This window comes from Bacteroides sp. FSHCM14E1, from assembly GCF_019633785.1.
Taxonomy (GTDB): Bacteria; Bacteroidota; Bacteroidia; order Bacteroidales; family Bacteroidaceae; genus Bacteroides; species Bacteroides hominis.
Genome location: NZ_JADKYL010000012.1, coordinates 128282 through 148739 on the forward strand (window position 1 = coordinate 128282; position 20458 = coordinate 148739).

Below are 20458 nucleotides of genomic sequence, written 5' to 3' on the forward strand. Positions count from 1 at the left end.
TTATCCATCCTATTAAAACTATTAAGAACATGAAACAACAAATCTGTACTATTACAAAGTATATCCTATTTGCTTTGTTAACATTCAACTTCACTGCTTGCAAACAACAAGAAGAGAAAACTCTGACTTTTGCCATTGCGTCAGACTTCCATGCGCAAGATGTACCCGACGGAAAAGAGCGGATAGAAACTTTTATCAAAGCCGCAAAAGATAATAATGTGGATTTTATTATTGAATTAGGTGATTTCATCCGTTTGGATAGTGCTTCAATACCTTATTTAAATGCTTGGAACAGCTTTACGGGTGACAAATATCATGTGATAGGGAATCACGACATGGATCGGTATTCTCCTGAAGAATACGTAAAAGGCAGAAATATGCCGGGACGGTACTATTCATTCGACAAAGGAGATTTCCATTTCATTGTCCTGGACGGAAATAACCTCTATGACGGTAAGAAATATACTCATTATTCTAAAGCCAACTATTATGTCGATGCCAAAAAACGCGCATTTGTAGATCCGGAACAATTGGAGTGGTTAAAAAAGGATTTGAAAGCCACAGACAAGAAATGTATCTTATTCTCGCATCAAAGCATCGAAAAAGCGATGAACAATAAAGAAGTCGTACGCCGGATTCTGGAGGACGAAAACAAACGCGCGGGCTTTAAGAAAGTAGTACTGGCATTCAGCGGACATAATCATAGCAACTATACTGAAGAAATAAACGGAATCACTTATATGCAGATGAACAGTGCATCGTATGTATGGATAGGCGAACCGACACAGACAGAGAAACGCTATCCGGAAGAAATAAATAAAAAATACGGAATCTTACAATATTCAATGACTTACACCCAACCTTTATATGCTATTGTAAGCTTGAATAGTAAGGGAGCAAAAGTAAAAGGGGCAAAAGCTGATTTTATTCCTCCTACACCAAAAGACCTAAATATGAAAGACTCAATTGGCACTTTCCCCTTGGTGTCAGTTATAGAAGATGCAGACATAAAATTCTAAAAATATACCTTTAACTCCCCTTTTATCGCTAAAAGAAATAGAACAAAAATGAAAAAAGTCATTTTATCAGGTGTCTTATTATTATCTGTCATCACACTTAATGCCCAGAAAAAAGAGACATATAGGGAATTGGCAAATCCGGTCGCCACCAACCCTGCACAATGGGCAAAAGTCAAGACTACGCAGGTGAGTTGGGGAAGCACGGACTCACGATATAAAAAAGAGGAACCGGCTCCGATCTCCCGTATACAAAAGAGCATGAAACTGACTGCCTGGAAAGGAGAGAAAGTTTCCGCACAGTTCGTTGTATGGAGCACACAGGATGTGAACCACCTGTCATTCGTAATCAGTGATTTGCGATCAAGTAAGAGCAAGATCACTGCAACCGGAAACATACAGAGCGGATTTGTACGTTATGTGATGACTGACGAACTAAACAAAGATGGCAAAGGGGGTTGCGGTTATCGGAATAAAGCTGATTTTGATTCGACTTTAGTTGCCGATCCTATTGATCATCATACCCACATACTTTCCATTCCGGCACGCTCTACACAGGCAGGATGGATTAGCATCCGCATACCACAACAAACTAAAGAGGGAAAGTATACAGGAACCGTTACCGTGAAAAACGGTGATAAAACATTATCTGAACTGCACCTGACCATCCATGTAAAAAACCGTACACTTCCTACACCGTCCGACTGGAAGTTCCATTTGGATTTATGGCAAAACCCTTATGCGGTTGCCCGCTATTATGATGTGGACTTATTCAGTAAGGAGCATTTTGATCTGATGCGCCCCATCATGCAGCGATATGCCGATGCCGGAGGAAAAGTAATTACTGCTTCTATCATTCACAAGCCTTGGAACGGACAGACGTATGACGCCTTTGAAAGCATGGTGACCTGGCTCAAGAAGGCGGATGGAACCTGGTATTTCGATTATACCGTATTCGACAAATGGGTAGAGTTTATGATGTCACTCGGCATCAAGAAGCAGATAGACTGTTATTCGATGGTTCCATGGAAACTTTCATTCCAATACATTGACCAGGCAAGCAATTCATTCAAATATCAGAATTGTAAACCGGGAGAAAAAGAGTACGAAGTTTTCTGGGAAACCATGCTGAAATCGTTCGCGCAACACCTGAAAGAAAAAGGATGGTTCGAGATCACACATATCGCAATGGACGAACGCCCTATGGACGTGATGCAGGCAACATTGAAAGTCATTGCCAAGGCCGATAAAAATTTCAAAGTATCATTTGCCGGAACTTATCATGACGAACTGGTACAAGGACTGAACGATTACTGCATTGCCATCGGCGAAAAATTCCCCCCCGAAGTTATTGAATCGCGCAGAAAAGCAGGCAAAGTCACCACTTATTATACTTGCTGTACAGAACCCCGCCCTAACACATTTACTTTCAGCCCGCCCGCCGAAGCCGAATGGTTGGGATGGTTTGCCGCCAAAGAGAACCTGGACGGATATGTCCGCTGGGCATTAAATAGCTGGGTAAAGAATCCGTTGCAAGACAGCCGTTTCACGGCATGGGCTGCCGGAGACACTTACCTCATCTACCCGGAAGGGCGTACCTCCATTCGCTTTGAGAGGTTGATAGAAGGTATACAGGCATTTGAAAAAATTCATCTGCTAAAAGAAGAGTTCAAGAGGAAAAATAATCGTCAGGGGCTGAATCAGATCCATAAAATTCTGAAGACATTCGATGAGTTCGGCCTGGAGACCCGTCCGGCAGCAGAAGTCGTGAAAAAGGCGAAAGAAACAATAAACCACTATTAACTGACTGAGATGAAAAGAAATATAATACTGATATGCCTGATGTTCACTGCCTCAGAGATGTACGCACAATGGGAGTGGCATAACCCGCAGGATAACCGAACCACCCCAGGTTCCGTTATCCAAAATCAAGGATGGAACGAAGACGGGGGCAATTATTGCCGTCTGCCATTACGAGCCAAAGCTAAAGTCAGAAAAAAAGTATGGAACCTTGCCGGTGAATCGGCCGGACTTGCCATCCGTTTTAAAACAGACGCGAAAGAGATCAAAGTAAAGTATAAAACAACAGGAAACTACAGCATGCCACACATGCCTGCTACCGGAGTTTCGGGAGTCGACCTTTACCGTAACTCAGACCGTGGGTTCTGCTTCGGCAGTTATTCTTTCGGAGATTCCGTCCGTTATAATTATCAGATAGACCGTGGCAACCTTTCAAACGGCGAACAGGAATATACGCTGTATCTGCCGCTGTACAATGGAGTGAAAGCAATGGAAATAGGAGTCCCCGAGGGTAGTAAGTTCTCTTTCATACCCCGGATAACCGAAAAACCGATCGTTCTTTACGGAACCTCCATTGCGCAGGGAGCTTGCGCGTCACGCCCGGGAATGGCATGGGGAAACATCGTGAACCGGTCATTGGAAATCCCTTTTATTAATCTGGGATTCTCCGGAAATGGAAAACTGGAGAAAGAAGTGCTCGACCTCATCAACGAACAGGAAGCATGTGCTTATATAATTGACTGCATGGCCAATTTAGGCGACTATGACGTGGAACAAATAAAAAAGCTGGTAAAGCAGGCTGTTCTTCAAATACGTGAAAAGCACGATACACCTATATTACTGGTAGAACATGCAGGATACAGCAATGGAACCACAAACCAAAAGCAATATGAAACCTACAGCCACACCAACAAAGGACAAGCGGAAGCGTATAAAGAACTGAAAAAAGCGGGAATAAAGGAGATCTATTACCTGTCAAGAGAAGAACTGGCATACGATCCGGACGCATGGGTCGACTATGTGCATCCTTCTGATGTAGGCATGATGCGGCAAGCGGCTGCCGTAGAAAAGAAACTCAGAAAAATGATTAAATGAAACATACTTCATCAGATCAGTAAAGATTCAATAAACAAAAAGATTACTTCTTTAAAACGACTGTCATGAAAACATTTTTATTAGTACTTGTATGCTTTTGCTCACTCACAGGATTTTCCGCTCCCAAAGCCAAAAGAGTAGTATTAATTGCCTTGGATGGAATATCTGTAGAAGGCTTTCAAAAAGCAAACACTCCGAATCTGGACGCACTGCTAAAAGAAGGCGTGCTCTCAATTCAAACCAGAGTAGTGATGCCTTCGGTAACCTTGCCCAACTGGACAAGTCATTTAACAGGCAGCGGACCGGAACAACATGGGATCGTAGACAATGGCTGGGAAATCAATAAAAAGAAGTTCCCGTCTGTCGAAACCGATGCCGATGGTTATTATCCGTCAGTATTCAAAGTACTGAAAGATAAGGTTAGCGGAATGAAAACCGCTTTCTACTACAATTGGATTAACCTATTTTATCCCCATAACAAAGCCTATTTTGATGAAGTCAGCTATCTGGAGAACGATGCTTACCTTCCTAATTACGACAAGGCTTTCGAGTTCATCGTAGAAAACCGGAAACAACCCACCCTCGTATTTCTGTATTCCGTACATACAGACCATGCGGGGCACAATCATAAATGGATGTCTCCGGAATATATCAAATCCATCGAAGAAGCAGATGTCGAGATAGGCAAATTCATCGAAAAGATGAAAAAGGAGAAGTTGTATGAAAGCACACATTTCATGTTTTTAAGCGATCACGGAGGCATTAACTATGGTCATGGAGGAATGAGTGTGAATGAAATGATCGTACCATGGGGCATTACAGGACCCGGCATAAGAAAAGATTTCAATATGGAAGAACCTAACAATACAGTGAACACCGCATCGGTTATATTGCACTTATTTAAGGTGAACCAGCCACTTCCCTGGACAGGAGAAGTACCTAAATCAATCTTTAAATAACAAATACCCTATGAAGAAGTTATTATTATCCATTGTTGGTTTCATGGCTCTAACAAGTATCCAAGCGCAAAATGAAAATATACATTTTGCAAATACCATTGAGATTACTCCGGGAGACAGCAAAGAAACCATTATCAACAAGGCGGCCCACATAGTGCCTACCCCCAATCAATTAAAGGCATTGCAGAATGAATTTATCGCCTTCATCCATTTCGGACCAAACACGTTCACCCGCATGGAGTGGGGAAACGGTATGGAAGATCCGAAGATATTCGACCTTAAGGAACTATATACCGATCAATGGTGCGAAGCCATGAAAGCAGCCGGCATAAAAATGGTGATCCTGACAGTGAAACATCATGATGGATTTGTTCTTTGGCAAAGCCGATATACCAAACACGGCATCATGTCCACCGCATTCAGGGACGGGAAAGGAGATGTGTTGAAAGAGCTGTCTGCATCTTGCCGTAAATACGATCTGAAATTGGGCGTTTATCTCTCTCCGGCAGACTTGTATCAGATAGAAAACCCGGAAGGGTTGTATGGCAACCTGAGCAAATATACGCTGAGAACCATTCCGCGCGAAGTTGCGGGAAGACCTTTTAAGAACAAAACCCAATTCAAGTTTGAGGTGGATGATTACAATGAATACTTCCTCAATCAGCTCTTCGAACTCCTGACAGAATACGGTCCCATCCATGAAGTATGGTTCGACGGAGCGCATCCCAAACGGAAAGGAGGCCAGACCTACAATTATCCTGCCTGGAAGAAACTCATCAAAACATTGGCACCCCAAGCGGTTATTTTCGGACGAGAAGACATCCGATGGTGCGGAAATGAAGCCGGAAGTACCCGATCAACCGAATGGAACGTTATCCCATATATGCAGAATCCGGATACAGCGTCCCATTTTCCAGACATGGAAGCCCAAGACTTAGGAAGCCGGGAACAATTATACAAAGGTAAGTTCCTGCATTATCAGCAGGCGGAAACCAACACTTCCATTCGCGAAGGCTGGTTCTATAGAGATGATACGCGACAGAAAGTGAGAAGTACGGATGATGTATTCGATATTTACGAACGTGCCGTAGGGGGTAATTCAACCTTTTTGCTGAATATTCCTCCCAACCGTGAGGGACGCTTCTCTCCCGCCGATGTCAAGGTATTGAAGGAAACCGGAGAAAGGATCAGGGAGACGTACGGCACGGACTTACTGAAGAATGCCAATGGACCGAAGGAGGTTCTGGACGGGGATGCCGGGACTTACATCCAATCAGCTGACGACATTGTGATTTCCATGAATGCCCCCGTTACATTCAACCGTCTGCTCATCCAGGAGGCCATCCGCACGAATGGAGAAAGAGTGGAAAGACATACGCTGGAGGCATGGAAAGACGGAGCATGGAAAGAGATTGCCCACGCCGCCAACATCGGCTACAAGCGTATTCTGCGATTCCCAGAAGTGACTACCGATAAAATCAGGATTCGCATCAACGAAGCGCGCCTCACTCCCGCCATCAGTAACATCTCGGCACATTATTACCAATCCCGCCCCCCTCAACTGAGTTTTAAAAGAGCCTTGAATGGTATGATGACCATCGAGCCATTGCAACAGGAGTTCAACTGGAAAGCACATGGCGAAGACATCGCAAAAAATCTCAATGCGGGATTTAAGATCTATTATACCACCGATGGAACAGAGCCCGACACGAACGCTTCACTCTACACCGCTCCTTTCAAGATGGAAAAGGGAGAACTGAAGGCCGTAGCCGTACTCAACCGCCAGAAGGGAGCTGTACATAGCGAACTGTCCGGATTGATAAAGCAAGGATGGAAGCCCTTGGAGAGCAGCAACGGAACAGGCAAAAAGCAGATGCACAAAGCCTTTGACGCTGACCCGCGCACCTATTGGACCAGTGAAGAGGGGGTTCCTCCCACCCTCACTATTGATCTGGGAAAAGAAGAATCTTTGAGTGGCTTCGCTTATACTCCACAAAGAGAACACTCGAAAGGCATGATGGCAAAAGGCGATATCCTGATCAGCAAGGATGGCAGGAAATGGAAAAAAGCGGAGACATTCGTGTTCGGCAATTTAATCAATGATCCCACCAAGCGGTTTCATTACTTCAAACAAGCGGTGAAGGCACACTACGTACGCATTGAAACAACCGAAATCGCTGCCGGCGGAAAGACGGTGACCATCGCTGAAATTGATTTATTCTAAATATTAAATATAAATAGTGATTCATGAAGAAAAACATTTTATTCTTATTGTTACTGGCCGCTACCACGAGCGCAACTGCTGCATACAACGGCCGCGTGTTTGTTGACAAGAACAGCAATGGGCAGTTTGACCGTGGAGAGAAGACACTGGGAGGCATCAAAGTGTCTGACGGACTGAATGTAACGGAAACTGCGAAAGACGGAACGTACACACTGCCCGGACACGCCCGCCAACGATTTATCTTTATCACCACCCCATCGGGATACAAGACACTCAACAAACACTATCATAAGATAGACTCCCGGACGAATGGGTACGATTTCGGCCTTTTGACTTATCACCCAGGTATTGGCAAAGACGGATCGCATCAATACGTCCATGTTTCGGATACCGAAATATTCAACACCGAAGGCAACGAAGCCTGGGTGAGAAATATCCGGGAATATGCCGCCAATGAAAACGCAGCGTTCATTATACATACCGGAGATATCTGTTACGAGAACGGCATGAAGAAGCACATCAAGCTGATGAACACCGAAAACATGAACGTTCCCGTATTCTATTGCATCGGCAACCACGACCTGGTGAAAGGGAAGTATGGCGAAGAGGTGTTCGAAAACAATTATGGCCCTGTATACTACTCGTTCGACGTGGCCAATGTGCACTACATCGTCACACCGATGCCGGGTGGAGACCACAAGCCGGGATATACTCGCCTGGATGTGTGCAGATGGCTGAAAAATGATCTGGCACACATCAAGCCGGGGACACCGATTGTTGTTTTCAATCATGACATCCTGACGTATGGCGACGAGTTTATATATAAAGGTAGCGAAACGGAAAGTATCGACCTGAACAAACATAACCTGAAAGCATGGGTATATGGCCATTGGCACATCAACCACGTGAAGAAGCAGGGAAGCGTATATACAGTCTGTACCAGCGCACTGGACAAAGGCGGCATTGATCACTCGACCAGCGCTTTCCGAATCATGCATGTGGACGGGAAAGGAGATTTCAGCTCTGAACTGCGCTACTCGTATCTGAACAATAGCATCTGCATCGCTTCGCCTGCTGGTCATACAGCCTCACCGGAAGTGACCGTCAATGTGTACTCGTCGGCATCGCCGGTGCGCCGGGTCACTTACACTTGCCTGGATCAGGATAAACCTGTATTGAGAGACAAACGCCTCAGCCAAAGCTCCGACTGGTGCTGGACAGCAACATTGCCTTTGAAGGAAACGCATGCCGGCAAAGAACTCACCATACAAGTAGAAGCGGAATTCAAGAACGGAGAGACAGCCCGTTCCGAAAAAAACTTTGTCTATCTGCCTCAACAAGCCGACATCAGACTGACCGAGAACTGGGACAACCTGTTGGGAAATGCCACCCACACGGCCAAGGCCGCTACCGCACTGGACAGCATACCCGGATTGGCGTGGGTGAAAAACATAGGAGCCAATATATACATGACTTCTCCGCTTATACATAATGGCAACATATATACCGCTTCGGTAGACGAAGACCTGAAAGGGAGAGCGCACATCTATGCGCTGGACGGAAAAAGCGGTGAGATAAAATGGAAATATCCGGTGAAAAGTTCCGTTAAAAACACCATCGCGATAGATAATGGTCTTGTTTTCGCACAAGATGTACTGGGAAATCTCTACGCAGTGGACTGTGAAAGCGGAAAGCTATGCTGGGAAAGCAAACTGCCCGTAAACGGATTGCCCGCACTGATAGACGGATTGGTGGCCTGCGATGGAGTAGTATATGCGGGTACAGGAAAAGCCCTGTCGGCTTTCGAAGCCCGGACAGGAAAAAGAATCTGGAAGAACGAAGGATGGTCACAAAGAGAAGGAACCACTTCGACACTGACACAAGGAAACGGCATCCTGATAGGTTCGGTACAATGGAGCGCACTCTATGGCAACGACTCGAAAACGGGCAAGATGTTATGGAGTGTCAGCAATCATGGACTGCGAAACAGAGGCGCATCTGCCGCCATGCACGGGTCGCTGTTATACCTGATATCCGAGAAATCGTTCTTCATCTTAGAAGCCGCTACGGGAAGAATAATTGTACGCAAACCCTTGCCGTATAACTTGGACGCAACTTCCACTCCACTACTCACCGACAAGGAAATCATCTTTGGCACGGCAAACAAAGGACTTGTGGCACTGGATAACGAAACATTGGAAGAGAAATGGAATTGTCCGATAGGCGATGCCTTGATCTACACCGCACCATACAGCCGCCCGACTTCGGGAACCATAGAAACCAGCCCGGCATTGGCAGGAAAAACCGTATATGTAGGCGCATCGGACGGAGGCATATACGGCATTGACAAAAGAACCGGAAAAATCGTCTGGAAATACACCACCGGAGCACCCATATTCAGTTCGGTGGCCATATCGGGCAATACATTGATAGCAACCGACTTCGGAGGAAATGTATACGCTTTCAGTACGATAAAGAAATGATAAAGAACGCGAATCAACCTCACATATCCCTGATTCACACATAGAGAGGTAAAAAGAAAAGTTTGAAGAAAGAAAGGCTGTTTTCCGTAAGGGAAGCAGCCTTTCAACATTTTGCAAGAAAACTACCGGGTCCTTAAGACAAAAAGATATCAAACATCCCATTTCAGTAACATTCACCTTATTAAAAACGGATGAGCCAGGAGATAAAAAGATAGAAACGGGAGCTTTCCGAAGGGGAAAACCGGGCTCCGGGGGATGAAGAGCCGGGCTTTTCGCGGAAAGAAGGAAGCTTTTGCTCTGAAAGAAGGAAGCATTTACCCCTAAAGACGGTTGCATTTCCTCCATAAGCCCTTATGTTTTTAAAATACATCCTTGTGTTTTCGGAATTTTCTCCTGTTATTTCCAGAATGATGGTTTACGGGAACTCTTTTATCTCTGGTTGGCGAGAAGAAACAGTGCTTGTCAGCAGAGCAGAAAGACAGCTATTTCTATCAAGAAAGACACCATAAAACACCCAAGAGCATAACTTGGCTTCTTTTCAATCGCAAACAAAAAGGATAAGAAGCAATAAGATATTAAGCTAATCAAGCAGGAGGCGTTTTTTGCCACAACAAATATTCAGGGACGAAAAGAAACGATTCTGAAGGCGGCTGATTATCAAAATGACAAAAAGAAAGACTTGCATACCGACGTTTAAACCGATATACAAGTCTTCATCTATCTATTAACGTAACCAAACAAAGTCCTTATCAATAATAACGATTCATCGTTATCGAATATCAAGACGCTCTTCTTATTCTGCCCAGAACTTATTTTGAACCAGGTTTTTATTCAACGTAATATCATCCACCGCAATCGGAGAATAATAATATTTAGGTTCTTCGAACTTAAATTTACCTACCTGAGATTTCAAGCGGATGTATCCCTTATCTCCTTCAGTCAGCTCGATGGTATGCCCTTCCAATGTATAAACGGTGACCTTTTTCCTATCCTCTTCCGGGATATTGTCAGCCTCTGCCGAGTTTCTTACAAAAGCGATATCCGGTTGGCCATCACCTGTCAGATCGTACAATCCCATTCCTGGAATATAAGATCCCTCGGGTGCCTTTTCCATCAGTTTACCACAGCTCCAACGCATCAGGTCGTTATAGCGGAAACCCTCGCAAGCCAATTCAATACGACGTTCACGGCGCACCTCCAGAACCGCTCCTTTCTGAGTAGAGGAAACGTTGGAATAACGTACCTCCTGCACCGGATCGATATTCGCAAGCCAATCTGCCAACGAAGCTTCCGGCATTCCGACGCGTTTGCGGATCAGATTAATAGAACGATCCACATCCGGCTGAGTCAGCGTGCCTAACTCCGCTTTTGCTTCGGCATAAATCAATAAGATTTCGGCGTAACGAAATATCGGCAAGTCTGTATAACTCAGATTCCATCCGATCTGGTCGTGCGTACGAGGATCGAACTTTATCTGCGGATAGCCTCCCGCATCCACATTTATACGATGGGACTCACTCTCGCTGGCCTTTTGATATCCGGGCCACATGATGGTCTGGCGCAAGCGCGGATCGCGATTCTCAAAGATCTCCTGATACGTTTTTGTCGCATATCCCGGTACCGATTGGAAGGTTTTCGTCCGATTCCCGTCAATGACCAGGTAATCCTCCATCAGATCGCGGGAGAGACCATGGTAAAAATCACAGACCTGCTGTGCGTTATGGAAACGTCCCAGTGCCTTGTCGTAATCACTCACCAGGATCATTTCCGGATTGTTCGTCAGGTTCAGACTGCAAAACAGGGATTCATAAGCCTCCAGTCCGTCGCTCTTCACTTCCGACAGGCTATATGTGCCATCCATCAGTTGTTCTGCCGCCGAAACCGCGACATTCAGAAAGCGGTCCGCGTCATTCAGCCCAAGTTCGGGATGATACTTCCTGAATGTGCCTTCGTTCAAGGCAATCCGGGCCTGAAGAGCCAAAGCCACATTCCTGAAAATGCGTGTCTTGCTTGCTCCCGTCTTCATGTTCTTTACAGCAAAATCCAGATCGGCCATGATCGAATCTACAACCAAAGCTCTGGGGTCTTGTGGCTTATACAATTCCTCGGTATCGGTAGTTTGCAAATCGGCGCTATACCAAGGCACGTCCGAGTATGATTTTACTTTATCGTAATACAACTTGGCACGAAACATCCGGGCAAGTCCTATATAGTGATTGATTTCGGCTTTGTCACCGGTCACCTTTCCGGTACGCGCAAGCATAAAGTTCACCTTACGGATATCCCCCCACGACCAAGTACCCCAGGTTTCGGGAGAACGCAAGCCACTCAGCAGTTCATAAGTAGAGCTTTCCTCCTTATAAAGCATATTGTCCGAAACAGCGTCCCAGTAAGAACCGCTCAGGTATCCATACATACCATTGGTGTACGACTCCAGGTCTCCCGCGTTCTGAAAAAACACTTTCTCGGTAATTGATGTTTCCGGAAAACGATCCATGAAAGAATCATTGCAACCACTCAACACGTTCAACAGGCCAAAGCCTAAGGCGGTGGTATATAATTGTTTTTTTATTGATTTCATATTATTCTACTTATTTAAAATGTTACATTAAGACCAAAAGAGTAAGAACGTTGCAACGGATATTTCTGCCCGCCCAATCCTTCGGGATCTACTTTATAGTGTTTATACAACCCCGAAATCGTAAGCAGGTTATCACCGGAGAAATAAACCCTCACACGGTTGATTCCAACCTTGTTCATCAACAGTGCCGGCAACGTATAACCAAAAGTCAGATTTTTCAGACGTATGTAAGAAGCATCTTGCAAATAGCGGGTTTGCGCCAATCCGGCTTCTTTGGATGATGATTCGGCCACATATCCCTTCAGACGGGGGAAATAACCGTCGGGATTCTCTTCTGTCCAACGATCGTAATAGTTTCCTTTGGTGATATTGGTCCAAGGTTGTGCATAAATTCCCCAGAAATACAAGTCTCCCGATGGATTATAGTCTTTTTTACCTACACCTTGCAAGAAAAGGCTGAGGTCAAATCCGTTCCAATTTCCACCTGCTGTAAAGCCATAAGTAAAACGTGCTCTGGAGTTACCAATCACTCTCAAGTCACCATGGTCATCCAACGTATTGGCGCCTCTATACACTTCACCGTCACCATTCAAGTCAGCGAATTTCAAATCACCCGGAGCTATCGGACGCGAACTCGCATAAGATGCCAGCTTCGACTGGTCTGCATGGTTATCGATGTCTTCCTGCGAAGTGAAAAATCCCAGGGTAGTATATCCCCATATTTCTCCTATTTCCTTGCCTTCATAATTACTGCTTAATACACCGGTTGTGTTTTTGAATTTGGTGATGTAAGCACGGCTGTCAGCCAAGTTAAATCCTAACTGGTAATCAAACGGTTTGCCGCCCAATTTAAACCGGTCTTTCCATCCCAATGTGATTTCCCAACCTTCGGTCTTTAAATCGGCAGTATTCTCTTTAGGCACAGAGGTTCCCAACACGTTAGGCAAAGGTTCTCCCGTAGTCAACATGTCTTTCGTACGGCGCACATAATAATCTCCATTGAAAGTCAACCGGTTATTAAGGAAGTTCATTTCCACACCCAAATTGGAAGTGGATACTTTCTCCCAAGTCAACCCTCCGGATACCAATCCCGGTGCATTGACGTATACCGGTTGTTCTCCGTCAATAATCTGGGAAGTTTTGCCCGATCCCATCGTTGCGATATATTCATAAGCACCTACATCCTGGTTTCCCAATACACCGTAAGAATAGCGTAACTTAAAGAAGCTGAATATGTTTTCAAAGGGTTTAAAGAATTTTTCTCTCGAAACTACCCATGCGACCGAACCCGACGGGTTGAAGACAAAGCGCGAATCTTTGGGGAAACGTGAAGTTCCATCGTATCGTCCGTTGAACTCGGCGATATACTTATCATCGAACGTATAATTGAAACGCGCATATCCTCCCCGAAGTGCCCAAGTAGTAATCGATTCGCTGACAGACATATCGCCCGTTGCCAATCCCAAAGTAGGAAGAGAGGTGGAAATCAAGTCCTTACGACCTAACTGGGTATTCTCATAACGATATTCCTCTTGGTTGAATCCGGCAATTACAGTGATCGCATGCTTTTCATTAAATGTCTTGTTGAATGTAGCGTAAGCATCGAACGTCAGACGCGTTGTTTCATTCGACTGGCTATAGGCGCTTGTCGTTTCATTGAAATATTTGGGTGCCATCTCAGGACCTTCATAGTAAGCAACCGGCAGGTAATGCCATCTATTTCTGTTCTTATCGAAGTTATAGGAAAAATTTCCGTTCACAAACAACACATCCTTTATAATATCCAGACGTGTCGCAAACTGGGTCTTTATACTTGAACCTTGTTCAGATGCACGTCCGCCCTCCTGCATCACTCCAAGAACCTGTGCTCCCTTTTTTGTCCACGAACCATCGGGATTTGTCAACAATTCCAGAGGGCTGATACGATTGATTTCCCAGAAATAGCTCGAGCCCAATGACGTAGGTCGTTCATAGTCTTTTATAATGAAGCTCGTATTGTTAGAGATGCTCCAGAAGTCGGTAATCTTGAAGTTCAGTTTAGAACGCAAGTTATATCGATGAAACTTATCGGGATTGTATTTAATCATACCATCCGTGAAGTTATACCCGGCAGAGAAGAAGTAATTTACCCTATCTGTCTTGCCTGAGATATCTACATTATGGTTCATTGAAAATCCGCTTTTTTTATAAGCTTCGTTCACCCAGTCCGTATTCCCGAAATAGCTGTAGGTGCCATTCGGATTCAAGAAATAGGGTGAAGTCGATGGATCTTCCGATCTTTTCTTGGCATACGCCAACTGCTCTTCATTAAACATATTATACAAAGGGCGTCCCATGATGTTTTTTGTTTGAGCCACAAGATACGGATCTGTGATAACCTCCGGTGTCTTAGTGTTTTGCCGCAAAGAGAAGTTATTATTATAATTAATGGTCAGCTTATCCGACTTACCAACCTTGGTAGTGACCAAAATTACGCCATATGCTGCACGCGAACCATAAATAGCCGAAGAAGAAGCATCTTTTAATACCGAAATGCTGGCAATATCATTACCGTTCATGTGATTCAACGCCCAGCTGCTTGAAATAACGCCATCAACTACAACCAACGGTTCGCCACCATTCAAAGAAGTGGTACCACGAATATTAAAAGAAGGAGCATCGTCTGCCTTACCACTACCTATGGTTACGTTCAGGTTGGCTACCGTTCCTTGCAGCGCTTGTCCCACACTGGTCACCGGACGGTCTTCTAATTGTTCAGTGGAAACAGTAGCAACGGATCCGGATAAATTTACCTTTTTTTGTACAGCGTAACCCACTACCACCACTTCATCCAAAGCCCGGCTATCTTCTTGCATGATAATATTAAGGGGCTTACCATCCCATTTTATCTCTTGAGTAACATAGCCCACATAAGAAATCCGAATAATATCACCCTTCTTTACGTTTGCAAAAGAAAAACGGCCATCCAATCCGGTAATTGTTCCAGTGGAAGTTCCCTTAACAGCTACAGATACTCCGATAACGGGTTCTCCTGTCACATCTTTTATTATACCGGTACAAGCACCGGCCTGCTGTGTGTTTTTCACATCGGTAACACCCGGATGGGCAACCGAATAAGTTGCCGGACCAAAGATTCCCATAAGGAACAGCAGCATACTTACTGATCTTAGTTTTCTAAACATTGTTTCATTTTTTAAAGGTTATAACTTTTTTTAAAGGCTGCTGCAAAGTTAAATAGTAACAATATGTAGAACACTAAAAAAGAACAATATGGGGTTGTATTATTAGGACGGGAAAGAAACAAAAAGTGCACAAAAAGGAATAGTTGTTATTAAATTCACAAAAAAAGTATCAATATCTATTTTTATACTCTGATTTTATATAGATTTGCATATCTTTTACACTTAACATATAATATAGATACAGAGCTATGGAAGACCTTTCTACACAACAGCGCTCTATTTGGAGTTTATTAGAAAATATTACAGAGAATCTCAAAAGCAAGCGTCTGGCGGACGTTTTTCGTTTTATATCATTCTACCCTTCAGAGACATACGGGCCCCATAAACATCAACGCATTGAAATTAACCATGTTAAGAAAGGAAGTTGTATTCTCCATTTAGACAATGAAAGCGTAACTTTCCGTGAAAGAGAAACTATGATTATCACTTCAAATGTCAATCATCTATTTGAGGCAGGTCCAGAAGGTACAACCCTAATGCAATTGGAGTTTCTGCCGGATATATTTTCTCTTTTCAACCTAAATGTAGGTCTGGAAGCAAATGATCTCGCCCATACTTCTGTTTTTTGTTTTCGGAGGAAAACAGATTAATTAAAATAGTAAACAACATATGCATCGTACGTACGGTACAACGCATTATTAACGAACTGGAAGCAAAAAGTCCACATTACCAGTATCTGGCAGTAATGTATTATGCTGAATTACTGATTCTTATTTATCGTCATATGAATGAAGCTTACCTACCAATCTGCACAAACGATTCTTTAAGAAAAGCCATTGCATATATCCGTCTGAATTACTATTCAAACATCAATGTTAAGGATGTCGCCGAGCATATCGGTATCAGTGAAAGGCATCTTAGACGCATGTTCTCACAACATCTAAATTTAGCTCCACTAGACTACTTGAACCAAACACGGGTCAATAAAGCCATTGAGTTGCTACGAAATACAGATATGTCAATAAAAGAAGTATGTTTCCAATGTGGATTTCAGTCACCACAATACTTTTCACGTGTGTTTAAACAGCAAACGAGTATCTCTCCTCGCGAAATGACAAAATAAGATTTTATTTTGTACACCTTCTTTATTATACTCAATGAAAAGACAACAAACTCCGGATGTCACCGATTACAGCAAGCCTTTACACTTGAGATTGCCGTCTTTACATTAAATACATCTCTAAAAAATCAGATTATATTCCAATCCTATTCGGCATTCTTCTTCAACCATTCTACTCTGCGTTGGTCAGGCAGGTGCCTTACCTTGAAGTGCTCAAATCTCACTTCAAATCCATTTCCATCAGGACAAGCAGCCATCAGTCCCACCTTCACGGGTATATTATCCTGTAACCAGGCATTACGCATTAGTGTGTAAGTTTTGTCATCAAATGAATAGAAAATTTCTACCGCATCCAGTCGTCTGACAGCTTTTATCCAGATATAAGGCACGGTTTTATCCAAAGTTATCACGCTCCAGTCACTCGTTTTATGAGTAACGACTGTACTCAAATTAAACTTCCCGTCTACAAACTCAATACCTGCTTTAATATAGTTTTCATGGTCAATACGAAGCATCAGTCCGGCTTGGTCGAAGCGTACTTTATAGTCACCTGTCACTTTTACTTTCGCCTCAAACTCACCACCATAGGTAGCATAATAGAATGGTGCATCATCCACCGTAAAACCATAGTGAGAAATCCGCCAATAATCACTTTGCGGAGTGACAGACATCGATAGTACATTATCTTTTATCTCCCATTGGTCCGGTTCATTGAACCATTGCATTTTTCCCAGCGTCTGCGCAAATGTCACTTGCGCCATCAAGCCCATAAATAGGGCCAAACATACTTTTTTCATTTTACTTTTTAATTATGCTTATCTTATAATGTATATTTTACTTTATCTTTTTCCGTGATTTGCCTAATCACACGGCAAGGATTACCTGCTGCAATCACATTGCCCGGGATATCTCTATTCACCACACTCCCCGCACCTATCACTGTATTGTCACCGATTGTCACACCCGGCAGCACACAAACTTGTGCTCCTATCCAGACATTATTACCCACATGAATGGGACGGGCATACTCTAATCCCCGGTTTCTTTGTTCTGCATCCAGAGGATGCCCCGCAGTATAGAATCCACAAGAAGGAGCTATAAAAACATTATCACCGAACGTTACTTTCGCTTCGTCCAGAATGACACAGTTCATATTGGCATAAAAATTCTCTCCTATCTCAATATTATAGCCATAATCGCAATAAAAGGGTTGTTCCAACAGAAAATGCTCTTTCGTCTTGTGAAGCAATCGACGAATAATGGCTTCCCGTTCAGTTATTTGCGAAGGACGTAAACGATTCAGTTCATAACATAATTCTTTGCAGGCCTGCCGTTCGGCTATCAGCTCTGTATCATAATTAGCATCATACAGCCTGCCTGTTCCCATTTTTTCTTTTTCACTTTCCATCAACAACTATGTTTTATGATTATCTTTGCAAAGGTAAGAGCTTGTATCTAAGCCTGCAATGCTTATTAATAACCATTTCCCTTCCCGATATGGACATTGTTGACAAACTGAACAAAGAGTTTCTGGCACAGCCTTTCTGCAAAGATGAACAACTGCCTGAAGAACTAAAAGAGTATAAACAAATAGCATACAACTATGCACGGATAGAAAATGCAATTGCTGTGCTTAGCGATATGCATACCAACATCAGCTACATTTATTATGGGGGAACAGCCGAAACGTTGGGTATAGCCAAACGTGGAGAAAGCCGGAATTTTGAATCAATATGGGAAAAGGAAATCTTTAAACAGATTCATCCCGATGATCTGTCAGAAAAGTATGTACAGGAACTCCGCTTCTATCACTTCCTGAAACAGATTCCTGCGAAAAAGCGTGCAGATTATTTTCTTATGAGCAAACTTCGCATGCGTAATACTTCCGGAAAATATGTTCCTGTCCTGCACAGGATGTTTTATGTATCTACCCACTCAAGCAATAGCATGTGGCTGGCCCTGTGCCTTTACAATTTATCGACTGATCCTACCATGAATTGCATGGTCATCAACTCGGCAAACGGACAGGCCATAGAACTGGAAAAACAGGACTACAGGAGCCTTTTATCCGACAGGGAAAAGGTGATATTGAAGCTGATCGATACGGGGAAAACAAGTCAGGAGATTGCCCGGACCCTATTCATAAGTAAAAATACCGTCAGCCGACACCGGCAAAATATACTGGAGAAACTCCAGGTAAAGAATTCCATAGAAGCTTGCAGAATAGCGAAAGAGCTAAAACTACTTTCCTGACCGGGCTTTCAGAAGGGTGACAGATCACTGGTCCGGGAAATCCTTATGGGCAGCTTCCCAACCAATAATAGCATTCTTGCGCATCTCTCCCCAATGATAATTTCCCGGTTCGCCGGTAGCCTTTATCACACGATGGCAAGGTATCAGAAAAGCAACCGGATTCTTCCCCACAGCAGTTCCGACAGCCCTACAAGCACCATTGTATCCGGATTTGATCGCCAAATCGGCATAAGTCGCCAGCCCTCCTGCCGGAATCTTCAATAAAGTTTCCCATACTTTTAACTGGAATTCCGTTCCTTTCAAATGCAGTTTGATTTCTTCCAGCCTGTTCCAATCCCGATCAAAGACAGACAATGCATGTTGCTGCTTCGTGTCCGGTGATAGCACATATTTAGCGTTAGGAAATATACTTCGCAAATGATCAAAAGCTCTCCTCTCTCCTTCATCGACAAAGGCCATGTGACAAACACCTTTATCGGTAGATGCTGCTATTATTTTACCAAACGGTGTATCGGCAAACGAATAATTAATATTCAATGCCAGTCCGCCGTTTTTATATTCACCGGGAGTCATTCCCTCTATGTTTATAAACAAGTCATGAAGTCGCCCTGTTCCCGAAAGTCCAAGCTCGCAGGCTGTATCAAAAAGTGTCGCATGGGTTTCTTTCAATATCTTTTTTGCATACTCAATATTCAGATATTGCAAGAAACGCTTCGGAGTTGTTCCCGCCCACTCGCTAAACATCCTTTGGAAATGGAAGGGGCTCATATTGATATGTTCTGCGATCTCCTCCAATTTAGGCTGCGTACGATAGTTCTTTTTAATAAAGCGGATAGCATCTGCAATCCGATTATAATTCAGTTCCTGCTGTGACTTCATCTATATTCAAAAAAACACTTTGTCAGAAAGTTCAAGTTCAAGTAATATCTTCTTTGCAGGAATTCCACCACCATACCCTACTAATTTACGGTCACTGCCAATCACGCGATGACAAGGAACAAGTATTGAAATGGGATTCGCCCCATTGGCGGCAGCCACAGCGCGAATAGCTTTGGGATTGCCTAATTTCCGCGATAAATCGCCATAAGATAATGTCATCCCATACGGGATATTCAACAACTCTTTCCAAACAGTCTTCTGAAAATCGGTACCGACAAAGAACAACGGAATATCAAAAGCCGTTCTTTTCCTGCCAAAATATTCATCCAACTGAATTATTGTTCGTACAATTACTTCGGATAAACTCTTTTCATAATCGGCATGTAACAGTTTCTGCATTCTCCGGTCAATTAATGCCCGCCTTCCTTCCCTGTTCCAATCGCACATGCAAAGTTTTCCTTGGTAAGAGCCTAATATCAGCTCCCCGCATGGTGATTGGTAGTATTGTATCTGAATAACGTTTTTCATATTTCTCTCTTCGTTGGAAAATTAATAGCTTTTTGTTTCTTTGATTTATCTGTCATTATCCGAAGCACAAGGAACACAGACACATTCACTCTGTTCGAGTACGTAGCAAATGTACGAAGTTTCCAAATGAAAAATAACCCGAAACTTGCTAAAATCAGTTTCCGAATGAGTTATTTATATAATAAAACCAGTTAGAGCAGAATTAATTGCATGAACGCTTCAACCGAACCATTAAAAGAACCTATTTAATAATTCTTCACCGGCTCTTCATGGAATGTACAGAGGCAACAAATACTAAAAAGGCTGTTTAAAAACTAATTGTTTAATAGAATATAGCT

13 protein-coding genes and 1 pseudogene are annotated in these 20458 nt (G+C 43.5%); 8 read left to right on the top strand and 6 right to left on the bottom strand.

The window, feature by feature from the left end; genetic code table 11:
• The first annotated feature begins 29 nt into the window (after positions 1–29).
• The 6 genes from ISX59_RS17065 to ISX59_RS17090 all read left to right on the top strand — a co-directional run bounded on the left by ISX59_RS17065 (position 30) and on the right by ISX59_RS17090 (position 9577).
• Positions 30–1019 carry a metallophosphoesterase gene (locus ISX59_RS17065; RefSeq protein ID WP_022012277.1) on the top strand — a complete coding sequence of 330 codons (990 nt, stop codon included), beginning with the start codon at positions 30–32 and terminating at the stop codon, positions 1017–1019.
• A 48-nt stretch (positions 1020–1067) separates the two neighbouring features.
• Positions 1068–2819, top strand: a complete 1752-nt coding sequence (locus tag ISX59_RS17070) for a DUF4091 domain-containing protein (RefSeq protein ID WP_032539190.1) — start codon at positions 1068–1070, stop codon at positions 2817–2819.
• Positions 2820–2828: 9 nt separating this feature from the next.
• Entirely contained in the window at positions 2829–3911 is a 1083-nt protein-coding gene (locus ISX59_RS17075) for an SGNH/GDSL hydrolase family protein (protein ID WP_032539230.1), read from the top strand.
• Between the two features lie 65 nt (positions 3912–3976).
• Positions 3977–4870, top strand: a complete 894-nt coding sequence (locus ISX59_RS17080; RefSeq protein ID WP_022012274.1) for an alkaline phosphatase family protein — start codon at positions 3977–3979, stop codon at positions 4868–4870.
• A 10-nt stretch (positions 4871–4880) separates the two neighbouring features.
• The gene (locus tag ISX59_RS17085; RefSeq protein WP_032539189.1) at positions 4881–7094 is read left to right on the top strand and encodes an alpha-L-fucosidase; all 2214 of its coding nucleotides are present in this window, start codon (positions 4881–4883) and stop codon (positions 7092–7094) included.
• Positions 7095–7117: 23 nt separating this feature from the next.
• Positions 7118–9577 carry a PQQ-binding-like beta-propeller repeat protein gene (locus ISX59_RS17090; protein WP_032539188.1) on the top strand — a complete coding sequence of 820 codons (2460 nt, stop codon included), beginning with the start codon at positions 7118–7120 and terminating at the stop codon, positions 9575–9577.
• Positions 9578–10370: 793 nt separating this feature from the next.
• On the opposite strand, the gene ISX59_RS17095 is transcribed toward ISX59_RS17090, so the two are convergent.
• On the bottom strand, positions 10371–12158 hold the full coding sequence (locus ISX59_RS17095; RefSeq protein WP_220576087.1) for a RagB/SusD family nutrient uptake outer membrane protein: 1788 nt from the start codon (positions 12156–12158) through the stop codon (positions 10371–10373).
• Between the two features lie 14 nt (positions 12159–12172).
• Positions 12173–15298, bottom strand: coding sequence for a SusC/RagA family TonB-linked outer membrane protein (locus ISX59_RS17100; RefSeq protein WP_370633294.1), 3126 nt, complete (start codon positions 15296–15298; stop codon positions 12173–12175).
• A gap of 290 nt (positions 15299–15588) precedes the next feature.
• Between ISX59_RS17100 and ISX59_RS21455 the strand changes: the two are divergent.
• A pseudogene (locus tag ISX59_RS21455) lies at positions 15589–16463 on the top strand (helix-turn-helix domain-containing protein).
• A gap of 143 nt (positions 16464–16606) precedes the next feature.
• Here the strand turns inward: ISX59_RS21455 and ISX59_RS17115 are convergent.
• Positions 16607–17257 (bottom strand): DUF1349 domain-containing protein, encoded by a 651-nt coding sequence (locus ISX59_RS17115; protein WP_005811559.1) that lies wholly within the window; start codon positions 17255–17257, stop codon positions 16607–16609.
• Positions 17258–17280: 23 nt separating this feature from the next.
• Positions 17281–17868: a sugar O-acetyltransferase gene (locus tag ISX59_RS17120; protein ID WP_022012267.1), complete on the bottom strand. Its 588-nt coding sequence runs from the start codon at positions 17866–17868 to the stop codon at positions 17281–17283.
• Positions 17869–17876: 8 nt separating this feature from the next.
• Here ISX59_RS17120 and ISX59_RS17125 point away from each other — a divergent pair, with 8 nt between their 5' ends.
• On the top strand, positions 17877–18713 hold the full coding sequence (locus ISX59_RS17125) for a response regulator transcription factor (RefSeq protein WP_032539184.1): 837 nt from the start codon (positions 17877–17879) through the stop codon (positions 18711–18713).
• 24 nt (positions 18714–18737) lie between these two features.
• On the opposite strand, the gene ISX59_RS17130 is transcribed toward ISX59_RS17125, so the two are convergent.
• Positions 18738–19592 carry a methylated-DNA--[protein]-cysteine S-methyltransferase gene (locus ISX59_RS17130; protein ID WP_032539183.1) on the bottom strand — a complete coding sequence of 285 codons (855 nt, stop codon included), beginning with the start codon at positions 19590–19592 and terminating at the stop codon, positions 18738–18740.
• 6 nt (positions 19593–19598) lie between these two features.
• Positions 19599–20120 carry a methylated-DNA--[protein]-cysteine S-methyltransferase gene (locus ISX59_RS17135; protein ID WP_032531591.1) on the bottom strand — a complete coding sequence of 174 codons (522 nt, stop codon included), beginning with the start codon at positions 20118–20120 and terminating at the stop codon, positions 19599–19601.
• Positions 20121–20458: the final 338 nt, after the last annotated feature.

Coding starts and splice junctions, on each gene's coding strand:
- ISX59_RS17080 (WP_022012274.1), top strand. CDS start 3,977: ATGAAAACATTTTTATTAGTACTTGTATGCTTTTGCTCACTCACAGGA.
- ISX59_RS17130 (WP_032539183.1), bottom strand. CDS start 19,592: ATGAAGTCACAGCAGGAACTGAATTATAATCGGATTGCAGATGCTATC.
- ISX59_RS17115 (WP_005811559.1), bottom strand. CDS start 17,257: ATGAAAAAAGTATGTTTGGCCCTATTTATGGGCTTGATGGCGCAAGTG.
- ISX59_RS17065 (WP_022012277.1), top strand. CDS start 30: ATGAAACAACAAATCTGTACTATTACAAAGTATATCCTATTTGCTTTG.
- ISX59_RS17135 (WP_032531591.1), bottom strand. CDS start 20,120: ATGAAAAACGTTATTCAGATACAATACTACCAATCACCATGCGGGGAG.
- ISX59_RS17070 (WP_032539190.1), top strand. CDS start 1,068: ATGAAAAAAGTCATTTTATCAGGTGTCTTATTATTATCTGTCATCACA.
- ISX59_RS17095 (WP_220576087.1), bottom strand. CDS start 12,158: ATGAAATCAATAAAAAAACAATTATATACCACCGCCTTAGGCTTTGGC.
- ISX59_RS17100 (WP_370633294.1), bottom strand. CDS start 15,298: ATGGGAATCTTTGGTCCGGCAACTTATTCGGTTGCCCATCCGGGTGTT.
- ISX59_RS17075 (WP_032539230.1), top strand. CDS start 2,829: ATGAAAAGAAATATAATACTGATATGCCTGATGTTCACTGCCTCAGAG.
- ISX59_RS17090 (WP_032539188.1), top strand. CDS start 7,118: ATGAAGAAAAACATTTTATTCTTATTGTTACTGGCCGCTACCACGAGC.
- ISX59_RS17085 (WP_032539189.1), top strand. CDS start 4,881: ATGAAGAAGTTATTATTATCCATTGTTGGTTTCATGGCTCTAACAAGT.
- ISX59_RS17125 (WP_032539184.1), top strand. CDS start 17,877: ATGTTTTATGATTATCTTTGCAAAGGTAAGAGCTTGTATCTAAGCCTG.
- ISX59_RS17120 (WP_022012267.1), bottom strand. CDS start 17,868: ATGGAAAGTGAAAAAGAAAAAATGGGAACAGGCAGGCTGTATGATGCT.